At 62.7% G+C, this 21116-nt stretch carries 21 protein-coding genes; 9 read left to right on the top strand and 12 right to left on the bottom strand.

The features are described 5' to 3' along the window. Window positions 1-77: 77 nt before the first annotated feature. The gene (locus ACFRAH_RS06720; protein ID WP_377990132.1) at window positions 78-512 is read left to right on the top strand and encodes a GntR family transcriptional regulator; all 435 of its coding nucleotides are present in this window, start codon (window positions 78-80) and stop codon (window positions 510-512) included. Then, window positions 512-676 (top strand): FCD domain-containing protein, encoded by a 165-nt coding sequence (locus ACFRAH_RS06715; protein WP_377990131.1) that lies wholly within the window; start codon window positions 512-514, stop codon window positions 674-676. The genes ACFRAH_RS06720 and ACFRAH_RS06715 overlap by 1 nt, the downstream gene beginning before the upstream one ends. A 797-nt stretch (window positions 677-1473) precedes the next feature. Here ACFRAH_RS06715 and ACFRAH_RS06710 read toward each other — a convergent pair. The 4 genes from ACFRAH_RS06710 to ACFRAH_RS06695 form a co-directional block, all read right to left on the bottom strand. Beyond that, window positions 1474-2136: a GntR family transcriptional regulator gene (locus ACFRAH_RS06710; RefSeq protein WP_377990130.1), complete on the bottom strand. Its 663-nt coding sequence runs from the start codon at window positions 2134-2136 to the stop codon at window positions 1474-1476. A gap of 186 nt (window positions 2137-2322) precedes the next feature. Then, window positions 2323-3258, bottom strand: a complete 936-nt coding sequence (locus tag ACFRAH_RS06705) for a dihydrodipicolinate synthase family protein (protein WP_377990129.1) — start codon at window positions 3256-3258, stop codon at window positions 2323-2325. Window positions 3259-3330: 72 nt separating this feature from the next. Further along, a complete protein-coding gene (locus tag ACFRAH_RS06700) occupies window positions 3331-4116 on the bottom strand; it encodes an SDR family oxidoreductase (RefSeq protein WP_377990128.1) in 786 nt (261 codons plus the stop codon). Window positions 4117-4167: 51 nt separating this feature from the next. Beyond that, window positions 4168-5046, bottom strand: a complete 879-nt coding sequence (locus tag ACFRAH_RS06695) for an NAD(P)-binding domain-containing protein (RefSeq protein WP_377990127.1) — start codon at window positions 5044-5046, stop codon at window positions 4168-4170. Window positions 5047-5427: 381 nt separating this feature from the next. Between ACFRAH_RS06695 and ACFRAH_RS06690 the strand changes: the two genes are divergently transcribed. The 4 genes from ACFRAH_RS06690 to ACFRAH_RS06675 all read left to right on the top strand — a co-directional run bounded on the left by ACFRAH_RS06690 (window position 5428) and on the right by ACFRAH_RS06675 (window position 10232). Continuing rightward, a complete protein-coding gene (locus ACFRAH_RS06690) occupies window positions 5428-6180 on the top strand; it encodes a substrate-binding domain-containing protein (protein ID WP_377990126.1) in 753 nt (250 codons plus the stop codon). Next, window positions 6177-7862 (top strand): thiamine pyrophosphate-dependent enzyme, encoded by a 1686-nt coding sequence (locus ACFRAH_RS06685; protein ID WP_377990125.1) that lies wholly within the window; start codon window positions 6177-6179, stop codon window positions 7860-7862. Before ACFRAH_RS06690 ends, ACFRAH_RS06685 begins: the two co-directional genes overlap by 4 nt. 52 nt (window positions 7863-7914) lie before the next feature. Then, the gene (locus ACFRAH_RS06680) at window positions 7915-9396 is read left to right on the top strand and encodes an NAD-dependent succinate-semialdehyde dehydrogenase (RefSeq protein WP_377990124.1); all 1482 of its coding nucleotides are present in this window, start codon (window positions 7915-7917) and stop codon (window positions 9394-9396) included. A gap of 164 nt (window positions 9397-9560) precedes the next feature. Then, window positions 9561-10232: an FAD-binding oxidoreductase gene (locus ACFRAH_RS06675; protein ID WP_377990123.1), complete on the top strand. Its 672-nt coding sequence runs from the start codon at window positions 9561-9563 to the stop codon at window positions 10230-10232. Window positions 10233-10484: 252 nt separating this feature from the next. Here ACFRAH_RS06675 and ACFRAH_RS06670 read toward each other — a convergent pair whose 3' ends face one another. The 8 genes from ACFRAH_RS06670 to ACFRAH_RS06635 form a co-directional block, all read right to left on the bottom strand. Beyond that, on the bottom strand, window positions 10485-10973 hold the full coding sequence (locus ACFRAH_RS06670; protein WP_377990122.1) for a VOC family protein: 489 nt from the start codon (window positions 10971-10973) through the stop codon (window positions 10485-10487). 158 nt (window positions 10974-11131) lie between these two features. Then, window positions 11132-11881: an SDR family NAD(P)-dependent oxidoreductase gene (locus tag ACFRAH_RS06665; RefSeq protein WP_377990121.1), complete on the bottom strand. Its 750-nt coding sequence runs from the start codon at window positions 11879-11881 to the stop codon at window positions 11132-11134. A 238-nt stretch (window positions 11882-12119) separates the two neighbouring features. Beyond that, window positions 12120-13343 carry a CynX/NimT family MFS transporter gene (locus ACFRAH_RS06660; protein WP_377990293.1) on the bottom strand — a complete coding sequence of 408 codons (1224 nt, stop codon included), beginning with the start codon at window positions 13341-13343 and terminating at the stop codon, window positions 12120-12122. Between the two features lie 181 nt (window positions 13344-13524). Beyond that, window positions 13525-14517, bottom strand: a complete 993-nt coding sequence (locus ACFRAH_RS06655) for a Gfo/Idh/MocA family protein (RefSeq protein ID WP_377990120.1) — start codon at window positions 14515-14517, stop codon at window positions 13525-13527. Beyond that, a complete protein-coding gene (locus tag ACFRAH_RS06650) occupies window positions 14514-15416 on the bottom strand; it encodes a sugar phosphate isomerase/epimerase family protein (RefSeq protein WP_377990119.1) in 903 nt (300 codons plus the stop codon). Before ACFRAH_RS06650 ends, ACFRAH_RS06655 begins: the two co-directional genes overlap by 4 nt. Continuing rightward, window positions 15358-15996: a VOC family protein gene (locus ACFRAH_RS06645; RefSeq protein WP_377990118.1), complete on the bottom strand. Its 639-nt coding sequence runs from the start codon at window positions 15994-15996 to the stop codon at window positions 15358-15360. Before ACFRAH_RS06645 ends, ACFRAH_RS06650 begins: the two co-directional genes overlap by 59 nt. Then, a complete protein-coding gene (locus tag ACFRAH_RS06640; protein ID WP_377990117.1) occupies window positions 15993-16988 on the bottom strand; it encodes a LacI family DNA-binding transcriptional regulator in 996 nt (331 codons plus the stop codon). Before ACFRAH_RS06640 ends, ACFRAH_RS06645 begins: the two co-directional genes overlap by 4 nt. Further along, entirely contained in the window at window positions 16981-17967 is a 987-nt protein-coding gene (locus tag ACFRAH_RS06635; RefSeq protein ID WP_377990116.1) for a Gfo/Idh/MocA family protein, read from the bottom strand. Before ACFRAH_RS06635 ends, ACFRAH_RS06640 begins: the two co-directional genes overlap by 8 nt. Before the next feature lie 137 nt (window positions 17968-18104). Here ACFRAH_RS06635 and ACFRAH_RS06630 point away from each other — a divergent pair, with 137 nt between their 5' ends. From ACFRAH_RS06630 to ACFRAH_RS06620, 3 genes are all read left to right on the top strand, one after another. Next, window positions 18105-18752 (top strand): bifunctional 4-hydroxy-2-oxoglutarate aldolase/2-dehydro-3-deoxy-phosphogluconate aldolase, encoded by a 648-nt coding sequence (locus ACFRAH_RS06630; RefSeq protein ID WP_377990115.1) that lies wholly within the window; start codon window positions 18105-18107, stop codon window positions 18750-18752. Then, window positions 18749-19297 (top strand): AAA family ATPase, encoded by a 549-nt coding sequence (locus ACFRAH_RS06625; RefSeq protein ID WP_377990114.1) that lies wholly within the window; start codon window positions 18749-18751, stop codon window positions 19295-19297. The genes ACFRAH_RS06630 and ACFRAH_RS06625 overlap by 4 nt, the downstream gene beginning before the upstream one ends. Before the next feature lie 348 nt (window positions 19298-19645). Continuing rightward, entirely contained in the window at window positions 19646-21061 is a 1416-nt protein-coding gene (locus ACFRAH_RS06620; RefSeq protein WP_377990113.1) for an MFS transporter, read from the top strand. Window positions 21062-21116 lie beyond the last annotated feature (55 nt).

Below are 21116 nucleotides of genomic sequence, written 5' to 3'. Positions count from 1 at the left end.
ATTGTGGTCCGCTGAGATCATGACAAATCCGGGGAGGGTGATGGACACGCAGCGTCAGGACGTCTTGGAGGATCTGCGTGCCAAAATCACCACAGGAGATCCCTCCCGGCAGCCACCTCACCGGGCGCGGGCTGTGGGCCGAGTACGCTCTGAGCCGCACCCCGATCCGGACTGTCCTGTGGGAACTCGCAGATGAAGGAGTCGTCGTGGTCTCCCCCCGCTGGGGCGTCTTCGTCGCGGAGTGGACCACTGTCGACGCGGCGGAGGTGATTTCCCTCCGGGCTCTCCTTGAATCCCACGCCGCCGGCCGTGCGGCACACAGCCGGTCAGATTCCCAGCTTGAGGAACTGAACCGGCTGTGTGACCGCATGGACACACTCGCCGAGAAGCAGGTGGACGGATACCGGCCCGAAATCGCGGAACTTAACCACGAAGTCCACCTGCTTATCCTCGAATCAGCAGCATCACCCCGGCTGTTCAATATCGCCAAGGACCTCGCCCTCGCCCCCTGATGTCGGGTTCCTTCCAGTACTACACACCCGATGAACTCCGCCGAAGCCTTCAGGACCACCGCCTCATCGTGGACGGCGTCACCCAGCGCGACGAACACCGCGCCCGTGCCCTGATGGAAGGCCACATCCGCACCTCATACGCCGCCCTCACCCGCGGACGCTAAGCGCAACAGGCTGGACGATGCGAGTCTAAAACGACCGTCAGGAACGACAGCGGCGCGAGTGTGCCGCCGACACTTTCCTGCCCAGGACCAGGAAAACCCGGCCATGACACCGGATGGAGCAGCACCCGCAAACACACCGAGTGGAGCCTGCTAATCAACACCTGGGTGGAGGTCCGCCTCCACGGGCGGGTGCTCAAAACCGGGTGGTTGAAGACGCGATGCCCAACTCCTCCGCCCTCTGGAGGACCGCCGACCGCTACGGCCGGCGGCAATGGTTTGAAGCCTGTAGGGCCCCCAGGTCCGGGCAACAGCGCAGGAGCTACGTGGCGGAGTGGGGGCGCGTGGTTTCAGGACCGAGCTTCGGTTGGGACTGGTCGCAACCAACGTGTCGGCCTCGGCACTGAGCCCGTCCCACGGGCACGAAGTGATGACGGTACGCAGCGCTTTTCCACCGATGAATTCTGCTACTTCAGAGTCGCTCACGGACCGCTGCGGCGGCCCGTGGAATGGATGTCAGGGGCCCCGTTGTCCCCCGCCTCTTTCCGGCTGGTGCGGTGATGCGGTCGGGCTCAAAATGCTGAGGACAGCCCTGGCCAAGGGGCTCTGGCTCGACGCACTGGCCCCATCGAGGCGTTGATCGCAACTGGACGAAGCAGGGCTGTCCTCATGGGTCCCGCCGGGCCCGCCGGGGTGCTGCGTTAGCTTGAAGGCTTGCGTGGGTTCGGTCGGCCAGGACACCGCTGGTGGGAGGTGCAGCGAGGATCACCGGAGGCGATCTACTGCCGGTTCAGGCAGGGTTAGGCACTCTGTTGATCAGTGCCGAAGCGGCGTGTTTCGAAGGCTGTATGGGCCAGGCAGAGGTGGGCGGCCATCAGGGCTTCGGCGGCAGCCGAATTTCGGCTGGCGATGGCGTTTGCAAGGTCCTGATGGAAGTGGACGCTGCGGTCGATGTCTGCGTCCGAGTAGTAGAAGTAGGTGCCCAGGGTTAGGGATGTATCGGTGAGGGTTCTGACGAACTGAAACAGCCGCGGTGACCTGGCGGCGGAGACAATGAGCAGGTGAAAGGCTTGGTTGTTGTGATGGAGGTCGTCACGGTAGCCCTCGGCCCGGCGTTGCGCCAGTTCCCTCATTTCATCCACGAGGGTCTGCAGCCGGGCGATTTCCTCTGGTGTGGCTGATTGGGCAGCAAGAGACGCTGCCCGGGATTCCAGCATTTGCCGGAGATCAAAAACTTCGTTGATGTCACTGCGGGTCCATTGTGCTACGAATGAGCCCCGGTTGGACTCGGTGGTTACCAGGCTCTCCTGGGTCAGGCGCTTGAGCGCCATCCGCACCGGAGACCGGCTGACATTGAGTTCCTGGCTGATCTCGGTCTCGACCAGATGCTGTCCCGGCGCATAGGTGCCGGACATGATCCGGCTCCGGATCACGTCATAGACCTTCGTGCTCGGCTGAGCCATACTTCGCCCCTTTTATTAGGAAGTGTCATCAGCGCCCAGCGCGCCGTGCCTGGATAGAAATAGCATCCACGGAAAGCTACTTCCACTCTAATATCCGTCAAGGCTATGCCGAGGGATAAGCCTGGACAGCCTGAAGCGCCGGTGGTCGTGTTTCACACCGGCGCTTCAGGGCTTCATTATTCGGGTTCAGGCGTCGAGTTTGGCGCGGGGGTCGTGCCTTGCTACCCGGGTAAGGAGGTATTCGACTTCGGATTTGGCCGTTTCGGTCAGTTTCGCGCCGGGGCTGCGCTGGGCGTCGGAGGTCAGAACGCCGCGCCTCATCAGGATGTATTTGCGCACTGCCAGGCCGGCGGCGCCGGGCTGCTGTTCGTAGCGGATCAGCGGGAGATGGGCGTCGAAGAGGTCGTGGGCCTGGTCGCGGTCGCCTTCTGCTGACATGCGGACCACGTCAACAAGCATTTCGGGGAAGCAGTATCCGGTCATGGCACCGTTTGCACCGCGTTCGACTTCGAAGTCCAGGAAGGCCCCGCCGAAACCGCAAAGGATGGACAAGTGTGGAATATTGCCGCCCCCTTCCAGCGCACGGAGCTGGCTGATCTTTTCCAGTCCGGGCCAGTCCTCGTGCTTGAGCATGACGGCGTTTTCGTTCTCCACGGCGATCCTGCGGATGACGTCCGTTGCCATGATGACCGAGAAGGTCAGGGGGAAGTCCTGGATGACAAACGGGGTGTCCTTGCCGATGGCTTCAGCGGCCCCGCGGTAATAGTTCACAATCTGATCGTCGGTGCGCAGCGAAGGCGGCGGGGCGATCATGACGCCGGCGGCGCCGAGGGACATCACCTTCGCGGACAGTGTTCCCATGGCGGCGTAACCGGGTGCGGAAACACCAACGATGACAGGAAGGTCCGAGCGGCTGATGAAGCGTTCGGCGACGGCTTCTGCTTCCTCGGTGGTGAGTTTGGGTGCTTCACCCAGGGCTCCGAGGACGGTGATTCCGTTAACGCCGGCGTCTTTGTAAAAATCGACGAGCCGGTCAATGGAGGGGAAATCGATCTCTCCGTTGTCCAGGAAAGGCGTCGGGGCGATCGCGTAGACGCCCTTTTCCGTGCGGTTGAGTTTCATGGTGTGGCTTTCCTTCTCGGGTGGTGGCCGGCGGGTGCCGGCCACCAGGTGAAAGGACCGGGACGGTCCCGGTTAGACGCTGGGGATCAGGCCGCCATCGATCCGGACGACCGAACCGGTGATGTAGGAGGCGCCGGTTCCGGAGAGGAACGTGACGGTCTGGCCGTATTCGTCCGGGTTGCCGTAGCGCTGGACGGGGATGGAGGCGGTGCTTTCGGCCGTGACATCGGCGACTGGGCGGTTTTCGCGCTTGGCCTTTGCCTCGTCAAGGGAGGTGATGCGTCCGGTTGCGATACGGCCCGGGAGGACGATGTTGGAGGTGATACCGAACGGGCCAACTTCCCGGGCCAGGGTCTTGGACCAGCCAACGAGGGTTGAACGGAGGGAGTTGGACAGTCCCAGGTTCGCGATCGGGGCGATGACTCCGGAGCTGGTGCTGGTGATGACGCGGCCCCAGCCGCGTTCCTTCATGCCCGGGAGCACACGGTCGGTCAGGGCGATGACCGGAAGGACCATGGACTGGAAATAGGAGTTCCAGGTCTCGGTGGGCTGACCGTGGACCAGCGTGGGGGGCGGGCCGCCGGTGTTGTTGACCAGAATGTCGATCGGGCCCAGCTCCGCCTCGATCTCCGCGACCTTCTTATCGATCGCGCTGACGTCAGCAAGATCCCACGCGAAGGACTTGGCGGTGCCGCCGGCGGCGTTAATAGCCGCCGTAGTGACGTCCGCATATTTTGATTCGATGTCAGCGACAGCTACCTTGACACCTTCAGCGGCCAGGGAACGGGCAATAGCGCCGCCCAGGCCCCCGCCGGCACCCAGTACGAGGGCGACCTTGTCTTTGATACCTAGATCCATTGTTCTTCCTTACTTCTCTCGCACCCGGCAGGGCGCGAACTTGGTGCTGCCTTAGGCGGTGGCCTTGGTAGCTTGTGAGGATTCGAGCAGCCAGGAGACTGCCGAGTCGATGTTTTCTGCTGTGCCCGGCGCAGGAGTTGAGTCCTGCAGCGCCTCGACTGTCTGTTCATAGCGCTCACGCGTTCCGGCGAGCACGGATGAGGGCAGTCCCGCTTCGTCCAGCTGCGCGATGGCCCGGTCAACTTCATGGAACCGGCGCTCGGCGTGGAGGACATGGGTGCGTACAACGGCATTCAGGAAGTTCGTGAACCCCTCGGTGTCGATGTCCTCCAGCACCCGGTAGAGCTCTGCACGCACCCCTTGGCTCTCGGCCGCGATCAGCGCCTCGACGCCCAGTGCCTCGAGCCCCTTGGTCAGGACTGTCCTCAGCAGCTTGAGCGCGATGGCGTCGCCGGCAGCGGCGTTATCCAGGGCCCTTGTCGGCGCCCCCAGTTTCCCGAAGTCCTTGACTGCGGAAGCGGCGTCCGGGCCTGCGGCGAGCAGATTCGTTCTCACCCCGGTCAGTCCGACGGCGCCCATGATGGCAACGTCCACATATCCGGCTGACTTTGCCTCCAACAGCTCGGCTGCTTTTCGCTTGTCGGCGGAGTTGGCGGTGCTCAGATCAGCGTAGAGCGCCCCTGGACCGGCGTGGGCAGAAGCCTGTTCAGCAACGGAGACTGCAACATCCCCGGTGACACAGGCCCATACACGATCCATGTCAGCGAGCCAGGGTCCGATGGAGCTTTTCAGTTCCACCCCCAGGTGTTCTGCCAGCTCCTGCGCGGCCGCCGATGGGTAGGCGTCACACAGGACCAGTTCGAAGTGCGGGGCAGCGGCTGCGGCATAAAGCCGTCCCACTTCCCCGCATCCAATGATTGCAAGCTTCATTACTCGCTCCCTTCCGCTACCAAAAGTACAATCAAAATACAATCTTGGCAAGGGCGGCCGAGAAATGGGCTGATCTTTGACCGCTTTTGACTCAGATAGTATTTTAGATGTACGAACCAATCGGATTATATGGTGACGGACGGCGCGTCCCACCGGTTCAGGACGCAGGGTAATCGCTACCCCCCAATCGACGAAGCTTGGAGCAACACTCATGACTGCTATAAACCGGCCGCCTCAGGTGGATCCGCGGATGGCCGACTGGGAAGAATTTATTTCCGCAGCGACGACCAGGGAGTCTGGAGCTCACATCACCGCAGCAGCTGATGTGGGCGCGCCGACGCTCTCATTTTTCAGGGCCTCAAAAAACGGAATGGACTTCACATGGTGACACCAGCCACTCAGCCCGTCTCTCTTTTCAGCACCATTGCGGTTAAGAAGGCTCTAGCCGAAGGCCTCTGCGACGCTTTCACCCAGAGAACCGGCATCGCCGTTGAAGCAGTGTACGAACCCACAAATGCGCTCCTGGAACGTATCGCCGCAGGCGCCCGACCCGACGTCGTCATCGGCGTAACGCACCAGCTGCCGGCTCTGGGGCAGGCCGGGATCGTTGACCTGTCCACCTGCACCCCCGTCGCCAGGGTCCGGGTCGGAATCGCTACGGCCGGGGACGTCCATGTGGACATCACCACGGTCGAAAGCCTCATCACGACACTGACCGCAGCCCGGTCAGTTGCCTACTCTCGGGCCGGCGCAAGCGGCCTTTACTTCGCCGGGCTGCTCGAACGGCTGGGCATAGCCGGGCAGGTGAATACCCGGGCCACCGTCATCGAGTCCGGATTCGCCGCCGCCGCGGTCATCGATGGAAGGGCCGACATCGCCGTTCAGCTGATGAGTGAGCACCGCTGCGTCCCCGGAGCAAAAATCATCGGCCCCCTTCCGGATGAGGTCCAGCAAATTACCGAGTTCTCCGCCGTCCTTGGCGAAGCGGCAGCAGCCCGCCGTGAGCCGCAGGCCTTCATCGAATTCATCACAGGCAAGCAGGCCCGGGAAGCCTACGGTCTCACCGGCATGGAAGCCGCGGACACCACACCGACCTATCATCACGACCGAGAATCAAAGGTTCACAGCAAATGACACAGACCATTGCCGACCAGTCCGGAAGCTCAGCGGACGTCCGGGCGGCCGCGACAAAGTCCGCCGGGCATGTCATCGTCGACACGCTCGTCGCCCACGGGATCAAACGCGCCCACGTGGTTCCGGGTGAGAGTTTCCTCGACGTTTTGGACGGGCTTCATGGCTCGAATATCGAGACCATTGTGTGCCGCCATGAGGGCGGCGCCACGTACATGGCTGAAGCCGACGGCAAAATGAACCAGATGCCGGGCATCGCGATGGTCACCCGCGGCCCGGGTGCAGCAAACGCCCACGTCGGCCTGCACACCGCATGGCAGGATTCGACCCCCTTGGTGCTGTTCGTAGGCCTGATCCCCTTCGCGCACCGGGACCGCGAAGCCTTCCAGGAATTCGACATCAAGGCCTGGTTCGACACCGGCGCCAAGCGCGTCATGGTCCTCGACCACGCCGAACGGGCCTCCGAAATCGTCGCAGAAGCCCTCTTCGCGGCTATGAACGGACGGCCCGGCCCCGTTGTCATCGGGTTGCCCGAAGACGTCATACGCCAGCAGATCCCCGCCGAACTCCACCCGCCCATCCCGGTAGCCGCCGGAGGGATGACCACGGTGGACTCCGATGCCCTCGCCACCGCCCTCGCCAGCTCCAGCAAACCGCTCTTCGTCACCGGCGGCAACGACTGGACACAGGAAGGCGCCGACCAATTCACCGCGTGGCTGGAAAAGCACCACATCCCCGCCGCGGCCGAATGGCGGACCCAGGGCACCGTCCCCTTCGACTCCCCGTCCTACGTCGGGCCCATCGGCTACGGCCGCCCCCGTCCGACCTATGACCTGCTCGAAGAAACGGACCTGCTGATCTTTGTCGGCACTGTCCCGGGCGACGTGATCACCGACGGATTTCTCTGCCGCCAGGACTGGTCCAAGAAAAACTTCCTCGTCACCATCGACCCCTCCCTCCGCGGCCGCTCGGGACCGGTTTCCTACCAGATCGTCGCCAAACCCGACGTGTTCATCCGCGACCTTGCCAAGATTGAACTCCCGGTCAAGGACGAATGGAAAGCTTGGACGGCACGGATGCGCGGCGAACAGGAAACCTTCGCAGCCCTCCCCCCAGCCGCACCAACCTCCGGTCCGGCACGCATGGACACCCTGATGGCCAACCTCGTGCCCACCCTGCCTGCCGACGCCATGATCACCCTCGGGGCCGGCGAACACACCAACTGGGCGCACCGCTACTTCCCCACCCAGCGCTACGCATCCATGATCAGCGCCCGCAACGGCTCCATGGGCTACTCTGTTCCCTCCGCCATCGCCGCGTCTCTGGAATACCCCGGCCGGCGCATCGTCACCATCGCAGGGGACGGCGAATTCCTCATGAACGGCCAGGAACTCGCCACCGCCGCCCAGTACGGCGCCACTCCCCTGGTCATCGTCATGGACAACCAGGAATACGGCACCATCCGCACCCACCAGGAACGCCACTACCCCGAACGGGTCTCCGGCACCCAGCTAAAAAACCCGGAATTCGCGCTCATGGTCCAGGCCTTCGGCGGCTTCGGCATCAAAGTAGAGCAGGACGCCGATGTCCCCGCCGCCGTCGAAGCAGCGCTCAAAGCCATCAATGAAGACCAGATCTTCGCGCTCATCCACCTCGTAGTCGAACAACGTGTCAGGGCGTACTAGGCACAGACATGAGCACCGCCAGCCCCAGTCTTATGAACGGAAGTAGTAGAAGATGACTGTCCCCGCATTGAAGGAAATGGAATTGCTGGACTTGGTTCCCACAGGCCTGTTGATTGGCGGTCAGTGGCGGGATGCGTCCGACGGCGGCACGTTCGACGTGCATGATCCCGCCACCGGGCAGGTGCTCGCCACCCTCGCCTCGGCCACGAGCGACGACGCCGTCGCCGCTTTGGACGCCGCCGATGCAGTCCAGGCGTCCTGGGCGCGGACCGCGCCGCGGGAACGGGCCGAAATCCTGCGCCGAGCTTTTGACCTGGTCACCGAACGGGCCGAGGACTTCGCCCTGCTGATGACCCTGGAAATGGGCAAGCCGCTGGCCGAAGCCCGCGGCGAAGTCACCTACGGCGCCGAGTTCCTGCGCTGGTTCTCCGAAGAAACGGTGCGCGACTATGGCCGTTACCTCACCAGCCCGGAGGGCAAGAACAAAATTCTGGTCCAGCACAAGCCCGTCGGGCCCTGTCTGCTGATCACGCCGTGGAACTTCCCGCTGGCCATGGCCACCCGCAAGGTCGCACCGGCCGTTGCCGCCGGCTGCACCATGGTTCTCAAACCGGCCAAGCTCACCCCGCTCACGGCGCAGCTGTTCGCGCAGACCATGCTCGACGCCGGCCTTCCCGCCGGTGTCCTGAACGTGGTGTCCTCATCCTCGGCCTCGGAGATCTCCGGCCCGCTGCTGAAGGACTCCCGACTCCGCAAGGTCTCCTTCACCGGTTCCACCCCGGTGGGCAAGCGGCTGATGGCCGACGCCGCGCAGAACGTGCTGCGCACCTCCATGGAACTTGGCGGGAACGCACCGTTCGTCGTGTTCGAAGACGCCGACCTCGATGCGGCCGTCGAAGGGGCCATGGCCGCCAAGATGCGGAACATGGGCGAGGCCTGCACCGCCGCGAACCGGTTCCTGGTCCAGGAATCCGTCGCACAGGAATTTACCCGGAAGTTTGCCGCCGCGATGGGCGCCCTGGCCACCGGACGCGGTACCGACCCCGCCACCCAAGTCGGTCCGCTCATCGACGCCGGCGCCCGCGACGACGTGCACGCGCTGGTCAGTGCCGCCCTCGACGCAGGAGCCACCGCCATCACCGGCGGTGCCCCCGTGGACGGGCCCGGGTACTTCTACCAGCCCACCGTTCTCGGGGGCGTTCCCAACGACGCAGCGATCCTGGGCCAGGAAATCTTCGGCCCCGTCGCCCCGGTGACCACGTTCGCCACGGAGGAAGACGCGATCCGGCTGGCGAACGCCAGCGAATACGGCCTCGCCTCCTACCTTTACAGCCGGGACTTCAACCGGCTGCTGCGGGTGGCCGAACAGATTGAATTCGGCATGGTCGGCTTCAACGCTGGCGTCATCTCCAACGCCGCCGCACCCTTCGGCGGCATCAAGCAGTCCGGCCTCGGCCGCGAAGGCGGGTCCGAAGGCATCGCAGAGTACACCACCACCCAGTACATCGGCATCGCCGATCCCTACGCCAGCTAGAACCTCTGCACCTGCCCACTCGGGGGTCTGCTGGAAGCAAAACCATGGCAGACTCCCGGCGCCGGACAGACTGAGCAGATCCGTACAGGCAGAACCTGCTGCGTCCAGACCAGCGGCACCCACAAATGCCACCTGGACCAGGCAGGATCATCAAGGAGTACCACATGAGGCCGGCCGCGCACGCAGAACCCTTCCCGGGGCTGGACGCCGCCCTGAAGGAGCTGCGTTGCTCTCTGGAAGGCATCGTTGACAGCTCCAGCCTGGCCCGTGCCCTGCACTCCAGCGACGCTTCAAACTACCGGGTAACACCGGAAATCGTCATCATGCCCCGGCACCGGGACGACGCCATCACCGCGGTCACCGTTGCGCAGAACCACGGAATTCCCATCACCGCACGCGGCGGAGGCACCTCGTGCGCCCGAAACGCCATTGGCCCCGGCATGATCATCGACTTTTCCCGCTTCATGAGCCGGATCATCTCCATCGACCCTGCCAGCCGGAGTGCCGTCGTCGAACCCGGTGTCATTCTCTCGGACCTGCAAAAAGCAGCTGCTCCCTACGGGATGCGGTTCGGCCCGGACCCTTCGACGGCAACGCGCTGCACCATCGGAGGCATGATCGGCAACAACGCCTGCGGCCCCCACGGGCTCTCCTACGGCCGCACAGCCGACAACGTCAGATCCATGACCTGGCTCACCGGCACAGGTGAGATCATCACGGCCGGAGCAGGGCCAGAGGCGCTTGACGCTGTGCCCGGACTCCGGAACTTCGTCTCCGAGAACATGGCTGTACTCCGCACTGATTTTGGCCGTTTCGGACGCCAAATCTCCGGCTAAACCCCGGAATAGTTGTCCGCCCTGCGCCGCTGGACGCTGACCTGCGCCGGCCCGCAAGGGCAAAGGCCAAGGGCAACGCCACGTCAAGACCTGCCTTTCAGGGTTCTGCCGCGGTATCTGCCCCCAAAGGTCAAGCGGGCACGGGCTTGAACAGACCCCTGGTTCCCCAGCCAGCCAGCAGTAGAACTTGCTGGGGAGGGGCTCGCATCACCGGTTGTTCGAAACCGGGTTGAGTACAACCCCAACCTGACACTAACTTGTTGGAGTACCTGTTACCGGCATTCCGTCTTCGCTCGTTTCATCATGTTGCCAGTCGGGCGCCTGAATGAGCTCTACCCGGTTTCCGTCCGGGTCGAGTAGGTAGACCAGCCATCCGCCTGCAATTGGGCCGGAGGTCGGGGCCACCGGTTCGGACACCGCTTCGTAGCCAAGCGCCGTCATCTTGGCGTAAACCTGCTTTACGTCAATATCGGTGAAGGCAAGGTGTGCCGTGCCTGGCTGCGCTTCTGAGGGGTTGACGGCGGGCAGCAGAGGCTCGGCATGGGCAAGTTCCAGCCGGAAGGCCCCATCGCTAGTAGTAAGAAGCATGGCTCTGACCTTGACGTTGGGACGGCGGTAAAGTTCGCCGATGTATGGTCCCGACGTCCACGCATCCAGACGGGTGAGTCCAAGTCCATCGACGTAGAACCGCGCGCTGCGTTCCATGTCCGTTACGTGCAGGGCAGTGTGGTGATGTCGCATTAAGTGTCTCCTTGATGGATCAAGGTCTTCCTACTCGTCTCCGATTGCTGAATTGCCTTTCAGGAAATGAGAGCAGCCCTGAAGCGTTGATGTTGGATGGGTGGGCCATGGGGTAGCGGCGCGGGGCGGCAGCATGTGTGAAGCCCCGTGCCGGCGGTTTATGTTCCGATTCCCAGATGTGCTCCGCCTGCCACATCCAGAGAAACCCCTGTGATGTAGCGGTTGTCGGGATCGGCGAGGAAAAGGATGGCGCGGGCGACTTCGTCGGGTTCGGCGAATCGGCGCATCGGCAGTTGCGCGGCACGCTTTGCACGGTTGGCGGCTGCGTCCGGTCCGGAATCTTTGGCGAATTGTGCCCACATGGGAGTGTTCACTGGGCCTGGGGCGATGGCGTTTACGGAGATGCCATTGGGTCCGAGCAGTTCGGCGAATGACCACATGATGTGCAGGACTGCGAGCTTGCTCGCGTTGTAGGGCAGGTAGTTGAGCCGAGATTCCTTCGCTGCAACGGAGGATAGGACAACGATGGCGCCGGCCGTCCCGGTTTCAAGCATTGACTTTGCTGTCTCGCGCACCATCGTGAAGGTCGCGGAGGTGTTGATCCTCAGAATGGAGTCGAACTCCTCAGTGGTTGTCTCCATGATGCCGGGGGTGGGACCGAGTACTCCGGCTGCGTGGATGAGAACATCGATGCGGCCGTGTTTGGATGCGATGTCCTGGATGGTAGCTGCGCATTGCTGTTCCGAGGTGATGTCGAGGGGGTAAAACGCCTCCAAGTTCTGGTCCTCTTTAGGAGAACGGTCAGCTCCTACGACGATGGCGCCTTCAGCTATGAGCGCGCTGACAGCCGCATCGCCGATTCCCCCGCTGGACCCGGTTACCAGAACAACCTGATCTTTGAGGCTCATTTGTTCTCGCCGTGATGGACGTGGGTGCAGCGGGGGTTTGCTGCAGTGTGAGCATGAGTTACTAGCTTCATCTTCGAGTTCCTTAGTCGAGGTAGTTGGGTGGTTGGCCGGTCGTGTTGGGCGAGATCGATTCCTAAGATCGGTTGCAGTAAGAGTGGGTTTGGAGCGGCGGCGTGCCACGCAGTGCTTGGCTTCCGTGTGGGGCGCTCCCGTACCCCAGCGAAAGGAAGGTCTGGCTTTATGACCTGCGGGAGTCGGGCAGCGCTCGAGGCATTCTTGCTCCGTCCGGTGCAGCGTCGGCCGGGAACTCATCCTCGATCACTCGTGGCCTGTTGAGCATTATGGCTCCCACCGTAAGCACCAGGAGCCAGACTCCGAGCATGCCGAAGGAGGGTAGCCAACCGTCGCCTGAATGACGTAGGAGGCCGAAGAGGAAGGGGCCAACGCTTGCGAGGGCGTAGCCGGCTCCTTGGGCGAATCCAGACAGGACCCCCGAGCCGGCTTGGGTTCGTGCTCGTTTGTTGATCATCGTGAACACGAAGGAGTAGGCGCCTTGGCCAAGCCCGGCAACGACAACCCAGACCATGGCAGAGGTGGGTGGAGCAAAGATGATGCCTACGTAGCCCACGGCGAACATGACAACGAAAAGGAGTGCGATGGGTAGCGGCCGAGGTATTTGTATGACTAGCAGAGGCACAATAAGGGCAACTGGGAGGGCCAGGATGGAGTACAGCGCCAACATGGATCCAGCGGTGTCCTGGCTCATTCCTTTGTCGACAAGAACCGAGGGAAGCCACGTAAGCGCCGCAAAAGTATTGCTTGAGCAACCTGCGAAGATCAGTGCCGCGCCCCAGCCGATTGATGATCTCCAGGGCTTGATGGCATTCCTGCGGGAACACGGCGCATTCGGTGGCGCTGTGTTTGGGGAGGCAGTTCCTGTTCCCTTGCCCGCAGGGCCAATCAGCCACGGTAAGGCTGCAATCGCACTGAAGGCCGCCCAAATGCCGATCGAGAACCGCCAGCCATAAAGATTGGCCAGAGGTATGGCAGCTTGCGCCGCCACGGCCGTGCTGGCGCCGAGAAGAGTGACGTGGAGGGCTGAGAGACCCCCGGTTTTGTCGGGAAAGTACTTCATCAGCAGGGGTGGCATCACCACATTGACCAACCCGATCCCCAACATGGCGATCAAGGTGAAAGCCAAAAAGGCCAGGACGGTCCATCCCAGTGCGCGGCCTACCTGGCCAAGTGTTGTCAGCACGATAGCAACCAGGAGCAGGTGTTCGAGCTGGATGCGCCGGACGAGCGGGAGAGCCATGAAGCCCATCGCTGCGAAGCCGGCGGTCGGCAGCATCCCAAGGATCCCTGTAGTCACCGCGTCGAGGGGAAGGTCCTCCCTAATTGGATCAAGGAGTGGCGATACCGCCGAAACGGCTTCCCTGGCGCTGAAAGCAACCGAAACGATGCCGAGTAGCGCGGTGAGCCGGCCGCGTAACGGAATGCGCCCCGCTCCCCCGTTTCGCGGTCCAGTTTGGCGGAGGCGAAGTGGAGCTATCTGTACACCTCCCTGTTTTCAGTGGGTTTCGTCCCGGGCCGCCGTTTCCACAGCACTTGAAGTGCAGATCGGGCGGGCGGGGCGTGGTTGTTCAGCTTGCGTTTACTGCGTGGCTGGCCCACTCCCGCCCGGCTTGTTCCTCGGTGGGCAAGCCGGCAGCAGCGAGGATCTGGTCAAGCAGGCGTTGGGTGTAAACAGCCTCGCGGCCTGAGGTAAGCGGCTGCGTCCTGTCGGCGACCCGGTCCAGGAAATGGTGAACGGCGGCCGAGAATCCGAGAGTGTCTGTTGCAGTAGCCCAGCCGTACGCCTCGGCACTGAGTTCACGTGACGTGGTGACGCCCTTGATTGTGGTGGAGACCGTTTCAGGTGCCCTGACTTCGACGCTCTTTCCGTCACCGTAGGCGTCGAGCTTTTCGTTCCAGGCTCCTGCTGTGCGCGCTGCCATCAGGACGCCCGTGTTCCCGGTGCTGAAGCGGATGGTTGCTGCAACGCCGTCCTCTTCCCACGGGTCGCTACCGGCGGCGTGGGCGGTGACGTGTTCCGGTTCGCCTCCGCAGTACCAACGAAGGAGATCGACCATATGGATGGCGTTCTCGAACGTCGCACGGTATTCCGATCCAGGACGGTTTTTCTGCGCGACGCAGAAGGTGGCACCTTTGTCGCCAAAAGCTTCCCGACCGGCCGTGTAGACGGGCGCGTACCGGCGGTTGAAATCGACCATCAGTATTCGTCCCCGCTCGTCGGCGAGATCTGCCAGACGTTCTGCCTCATCAGTTGCCGGAGCCAACGGCTTCTCACAGAACACGTCGACGTCACGGCTCAGGCAAAGCTGAACGGCATGGGCGTGCTCCGAGCGTGGTGTCAGCACGAAGACTGCATCCAGTTCCTGCGAGGCAAGCATGTCCTCCACCGTTTTGTAGGCGGCGTTGAAGCCCCAGCGGCGGACCAGGCTGCCGGGATCCTCGCGCCGCGAAACCAGAGCGGCCAACTCAACGTCGTCACGTTGTACGAGGGTGGGCAACTGGGCAATGGTGGCGATGTTACCGGCGCCGATAACTCCGACGCGGAGACGGTTGGTGTTCATCGAGCGTTCCTTACTTCGGCCAGTTCAGTGAGCATCGTGCGCAGGACGGCGGCAGATTCACGGAATCCGTACTCGGGTGCGGGGAGGTCTTGTGGATGCCACCGGTATTCAAGCTCGATGCTCAAGACGTCGTCGTAATCGTGCCGGAGCAACGAGGCGAGGATTTGGGACCATGGAACGACGCCGCTTCCCACGACACGGGAACGGACGGCGCGCTCGGAAGCGTTGACCCGGGCGGTATCAGTGGCGCGGAAGGCAGCGTTGGGATCCGTGAAGACAAGGTCCTTGACGTGGACGTGGCCGATCAGGTCTCCTTGAACAGCGAAGGCCTCTTCGTAGTTTTCGTCGTGCGTGAATGTCAGGTTCGCCTGGTCATAAAGCACGCGGACGGACGGCTGGGCAATTTCCCGGACCAGGGCGGCGGTGTCCGCTGCGGTCTGGGTCATGGTTCCGAAGTGGTTTTCCACGCAAAGGCGAACCCCTGCCTGGTCAGCTTCAGGTGCGAGGGTCTCCAATGCTTTACGCAGTTGTACCCATCGTGCCGCGTGGTCGGAGTCTCCGGGGTGCCAGGAACCGGCGTAGACACGGACCCGGTCGGCGCCGAGCAGATGTGCGGTCTCTATGGCTCCACGGAATTCGTCGACTGCTTTGTGCCATTCTGTGTTGTTCAGTGAGTTGATAGCGGTGGTGTAAGGCGTCAGGCCCACGATGGGTATGCCTTCGCTTTCGGACGCTCGTAGTGCCTCCATTGCGGCACGACGGTCTCCCAGGGGCAGGCCGCACTTGTAGTCATCCTGATAGATAACTTCGGCCGCATCGAGTTCGGAGCTCCGGAAGAGATTAAGTGCCTGGGGAACCGTGTGGTTCGGGGTGCCTAGTGTGTGACCGGCTAGCCGCATTGTTCGTTGTCCTTTCTGAAGTGTTTGGAGCTGCTGTCCAGTCCGCAGGACCGACCAGCCGGGGCGGGGCTGCGACGCGGGATCGATCAACGATTTCCATCAGCAGTCCCCAGGGGGTGATGAAGTAGGTCCAGCGGTTGCCGGCTACGCGGGGGCTGTCGCCGGCGACTTCCTTGCGTTCGCCGAGCACCCTTACCCCAGGTGTTTCCTGTAGCACGGCGATGGCTTCGTCGACGTCGTCAACGACGAAGCACAGGTGGTGCCCACCGGCGTCGCAGTGCCGCGGTGGCGTCTCGCGCCGCTCACTGCTGTTCCACTCGAAAAGCTCGATGTTGAGGTTTGGGGGCAGGCGCAGCATGGCGAGCGTGAGCTTGGCATCTGCCGGAACGTCGAAGTTTGTGGGCATGAACTGTGTGTCAGGTCCGCGTTCGGACCGGTAAAGTTCTTCTGCCCCGAGCACCTCGACGAAGAACCTGACGCCGTCCTCGAGGTTTGGAACCGTCAGTCCGACGTGGTCTGTGTGCTGGAGTCCCGGCAACCGCCGCAGTGTTCCTGTCCGGGCGGTGTTTTGCGCGGTCATTTGCGAGGTCCTGAGGTGGAGGCACGGACCAGGAGCTCGGGTTCGAGGACGATGTGGTCCACGGAGCCGTTCGCGTTCTGCTTCTCGGCCAGTTCGATGGCGATGTGTCCCATATCGGCGATCGGCTGCCGGATGGTCGTTAGGGCCGGGTTGAACCGGGCCCCCAGGGCAAGACCGTCGAAGCCGATGACCGACACGTCCTCCGGAACGCGCACGCCGCTTCTCCCGAGGGCCGAGATGACCGCAAAGGCCACCATGTCGTTGGCGGCAATGATGGCTGTTGGCGGATTCTCCATTTCGAGGAAATGCTCCGCCCCACGCGTGCCCGCATCCAGATCCGACCCGCTGTCCAGCACAACGGGTGTGCTGCCGCTTTCAGCGGACAGCTCCAGATACGCGTCCATCCGGTCCTGGGCGGTGTGAGTTCCGGCGATGCCGGAGACGTACCCGATCGACGTATGTCCCAGGGAATGGAGATGGTCCAGTGCGAGCATGATTCCGCGGCGGCTGTCGACGGTGACGGTCGGAACGGAGTCGTCCCCTTCCACTCTGTCGATCACGACTACCTTGTGGCCGAAATCGAAGCGCTTCATGGCCTCGGTATCGACCTTTGTGGAGGGTGCGACGATTCCGAAGGGGGCATACATGGCCTGCATGGCTGTGAAGTAGCCGTCGGTTTTGGCAGAGTCCCCGTTGGTGACGCAGAGCAGCAGCTGGTAGCCGCGCTCGTCCGCCGCCTGCGTCATCGTCTTGGCAAGCTCCGCGAAGAACGGGTTGGTGATGTCAGGGACGATCAGCGGGACGAAGGTGCTGGTCTTTCGGCGAAGCGCTTGGGCGAGTGGACTCATTGTGTAGCCGAGTCCCTCGGCGACCCGGAGGATGTGCTCGCGTGTTTCACTCTTCACCGCTTCCGGGCGTGAGAATGCCCGGGAGACCGTTGACCGGTGGACACCGGCAGCTTTTGCGACGACGTCGATACTTAAGTCAGGCATGTTCTCTTCCTCCGTGCTGGTCGTCGTAGGCCCGCCAAATGGGGCGCATGACGTTTTCGAGCTGGGCCAGCGTAGTCAGGCCACGGAATCCATCTTCCAGTGTCCGTGCGACGCTCCGCACGAACGGATCGTAAAGAGGGTCGCTGTCCACATTGATCTTGTCGACCTCCGTGGTGCCGTCCAGCGCGGTGAACGTAGCTGTGCCGTCCGAATCAACGGAGGCGAATCCTGCCTCACCGACCGAGGTGAAGCTGCAGTAGCGCTTAAGCGGCGAGCCGGGGAATGCGTAGCCAACCTCGACAATGGCTTCGCGTCCTTCCGGTGTCGTGATGATGAGGCTGCCATGATCCTCAACAGCCTGGTGGTGAAGAGCCGATGAGAGCCGGGAGTCCACATGTGCCGCGGTTTCGCCACTGCCCCTGAGGAACAGGTCGACAAAATGCGGACCCAGATTGGCGAGGCAACCCCCGCCAGCCTTGACCGGATCGAGCATCCAGGGATTGGCGTTGTCGAGATACCGGGATGGCGGACCGGCAATAAATGACATTCGCTGGTAAGCGGGCCTGCCTGCCTTGGCAAGCCATTGCTCTGTGGGTCCTCCGCGCTGGACCAGCGGGACAGTGGCAGGCACGCCCGCTGCCTCAGCGGCTTGACGCACGGCGGAAAGCTCGTCAAGGGAAGTGCCCAAGGGCTTTTCCACGACGAACGGAATACCGCGCTCGATCAGGGCAAGACACTTCTCAGCCATACCGTCATGGGGACCAAAGACATATGCGAGTCCGACGTCAGGGAGATCAACCAGCTTCCGCCAGTCGGCTTCAACCGGCGCCCCCCAGCCTTTCGCCAAGTCCTGCACCTGCACGCGGGATACGTCGTCGTCACCGACCCCTATCACCTCGTGCTCTTCGGCAATGGCCGGCGCGCATAGCGGAACATGCCAGTGCGAAGCACCCAGAACGATTGTGCGTACGTGAGTCAACCTTAATACCCCCTTGTATGAGATCGGTTGCTGAGATCGGTTGCAATAACAGTATGGATAGTGGGAAAGTTTGTCAACGAACACTTCGACAGGGCCCGGCCATAGTGAGCACGCGCCGGGGCCCAAGAAAGGCAAGCATGTACAAGAAACTTCGCACCCTGCAGACCATCGAGGAATCAGGTGCCGTCCTGATCGTCCGTCTCGACAACGCGGACCTGGCGGAACGCGTTGCCGAAGCCGCTATCGCGGGAGGCTTCCGCGCCCTTGAAATCACCCTCTCGATCCCGGGGGCCGTCGACGTCATCCGAAAGCTCGCAGAGAAGCACGGGCCTGACGGAATAGCGGTCGGCGCCGGAACCGTACTGGACGAGCACTCGGCCTACGAGTGCATCCGCGCCGGCGCTGACTTCCTGGTCAGCCCCCAACTGAACCCGGCAATGATTCGCACAGCCAACCGCTACCAGGTACCTACGGTCAGCGGCGCTTACACGCCCACTGAGCTCGTCAACTCCGCCGAGGCCGGTGCCGACATCCTCAAGCTTTTTCCCGCCGAGGCCGGCGGCATTCCCTACGCCAAATCCGTGCTCGCCCCGCTCGCACATTTGCCGATCATGCCGGCAGGCGGCGTGACCCTTGAGAACGTAGGCGAATGGTTTGCCGCTGGCGTCGCAGGCGTCGGCGTCGGCAGCTACGTGACCAAAGCGTGGCAGCCGGACGGCGACTTCAACCGCGTCACCAAAGCCGCCAAGGAGTTCCTGTCCGCAGTGGCAGAGGCCCGCCGATGACGCTCCCCCATGTATTCATTGTTATCGGCCCGGCCGGCTCAGGGAAAACGACAGTTGCACAAAAAACAGCAAGAGAAAACGATGCCGCTTACCTGGATAAGGACCGGGTGTGCGGACGGTTTGTCGAGTACGCCCTGAAGGTGACCGGACACGACCCCACCGACCGGGAATCCAACGACTACTATCGCGAGAACCTGCTGCCACTCGAATACGACACCCTCATGGACGTTGCCGGGGCCAACCTGCGCCTCGGCCGATCCGTGGTGATCGATGCCCCTTTCGGCGCCTACTTCCAGGTGCCCGATTTCCTGACCGCCGCGGCAGAGAAGTTTCACTGGCCACTTTCCGAAGCCACGGTCGTGCGGGTAAGGGTTCCACAGGACCTGCTGCGGGAACGGCTTACCCGCCGCGGCCTGGAACGAGACCAATGGAAACTTTCACACTGGGACGAGTACTGGTCCGTATACGGAAACCTGGAATGCGCGTGGTCCGGAGTGCGGTACCTTGACTTCAACAACGAAACACCTCTCCCGGCCGATGCATGACCCACAGGCCTGACCAGGCCCTCCGCTCCCCCTCCGGCCCCACGAGCGACCCTTCTCGGGGATTTCGACCGACTGCGGCAAGACGCTTGCCTGCAAAACAGCATCGCAATCTCCACCGGCGCGCAATGCTGCCGGGCATCCACCACACCGTCTCAACAAGACGTTGACAAGTGTCTTTTATCACCCGTAAAGTTGTTTGCAACCGATCTCAGCAATCGATCTCAGCAACCGATCTCGTCGGGGCTGGTGAACTAGGACCAGGCGGGAAAGCAAGTATCAGGCGAGCATCAAGTGCCCTGGCTTATCCCATTACCCCTCGTCAGAAAACGTGAAACTATGGAGAGTTCAATGAAGACCTCAAAGCAAGCGCTCGGCAGCGCGGACCCTTCGGCGGTTCCCGCAAAGTCTGAGCACCGCCGCAACATCAATATGGTCGCGGGCACGATCGGCCACTTCGTGGAGTGGTACGACTGGTACATTTACGGGCTGCTGGCCGCGGTGTTCTCATCGCAGATATTTCCCAGTGATTCCCCGTTCGCCTCCCTTATCGCAGCACTGCTCACCTACGCCGTCGGCTTTGTTGTTCGCCCGCTCAGCGGAATCATCATCTCTCCACTGGCCGACCGCTTCGGCCGGCGCCTCATCCTGACCCTTTCCATCTCGGGCATGGCCCTCGGTGCGCTGATCATCGGCCTCACACCATCATTTGCGACGATCGGCTACGCGGCACCGGTTCTCTTCCTGGTTGCACGCATCCTCCAGGGGATCTCGGCAGGCAGTGAGGCACAGAGCGCCATCGCATTCATGGTTGAACACGCTCCCGCGAACCGCAGGGGCCTGTTCGGTTCGTTCTCCAACATGGCAAGCGGCTTCGCGACCCTCGCCGCCACCGGCGCCGCGGCACTGGTGACATCATCCTTTGCTCCAGCGGACCTCGCCGCCTGGGGTTGGCGTATCCCGTTCGTCGCGGGGGGCATCCTCGGCGTCGTCGGCCTTATCCTGAGGGCCCGGGCAGAAGAGACCCCTGAGTTTGAGGCAACTGCCCTCGTCGACCAAAAGTCCGCGCCGGCACGCCTGATGGACCTGCTTCGCGAACACCCGAAGGCCCTGCTCCAGGCAGCGGCGCTCTCCGCCCCGGCCGTGGCCTACTACACCTGGGCCACCTTCCTTCCCACCTACGCCAAGCTGACCACCGGCCGGGACCTCGCCTCCACCCTGGCCGGCAGCGTCATCGGACTGGCCCTGCTCGTGGTCATCGTTCCGGTCTGCGGCGCGCTCTCTGACCGCCTCGGCCGACGCAAAATCTTCCCCATCATCGGCGCCATCGGCATGATCGTCCTCTTCTACCCCTTGCTCCTGCTGCTAAACCAGCCAGGCTTCGGCGTATACGTTCTGGTATCGGCCTCTGGTTGGGTGGTCCTCGGTATCTGGCAGTCCATCTACCCGACCATCCAGGCCGAACTGTTCCCCGCTGCGGTACGGGTATCGGGCATCGGGTTCGCGCACCAGATCGTGATTGCCGTCTTCGGCGGCACCGCGCCGCTGATCGCCGCCGCATTCGTCGGCGCCGGACAGCCGATGCTCGTAGCTGTCTACATGATCGCCATTGTCGCCCTCTGCCTCGTCGTCTACTTCACCCTCCCCGAGACCGGCAACCGCGGAGACCGTGCCACGGTGGCGCTTGCCGACCCCGAGGTACTCGAAGGCGAACACCTGGTCTCGAGTACTTCGCCCGCCACTGACGGGGCTAAGCATTCGCGGTAGGCACGCCGGTACCAAGTATGCGGTGGCGGCTCGACGGGACAAGAAGGCAGCATGA

The sequence above is a fragment of the Arthrobacter sp. NPDC056727 genome (assembly GCF_042790555.1).
GTDB lineage: Bacteria > Actinomycetota > Actinomycetes > Actinomycetales > Micrococcaceae > Arthrobacter.
Note: the sequence above shows the minus strand (reverse complement) of the source record. Positions and strands in the feature narration are given on the sequence as shown.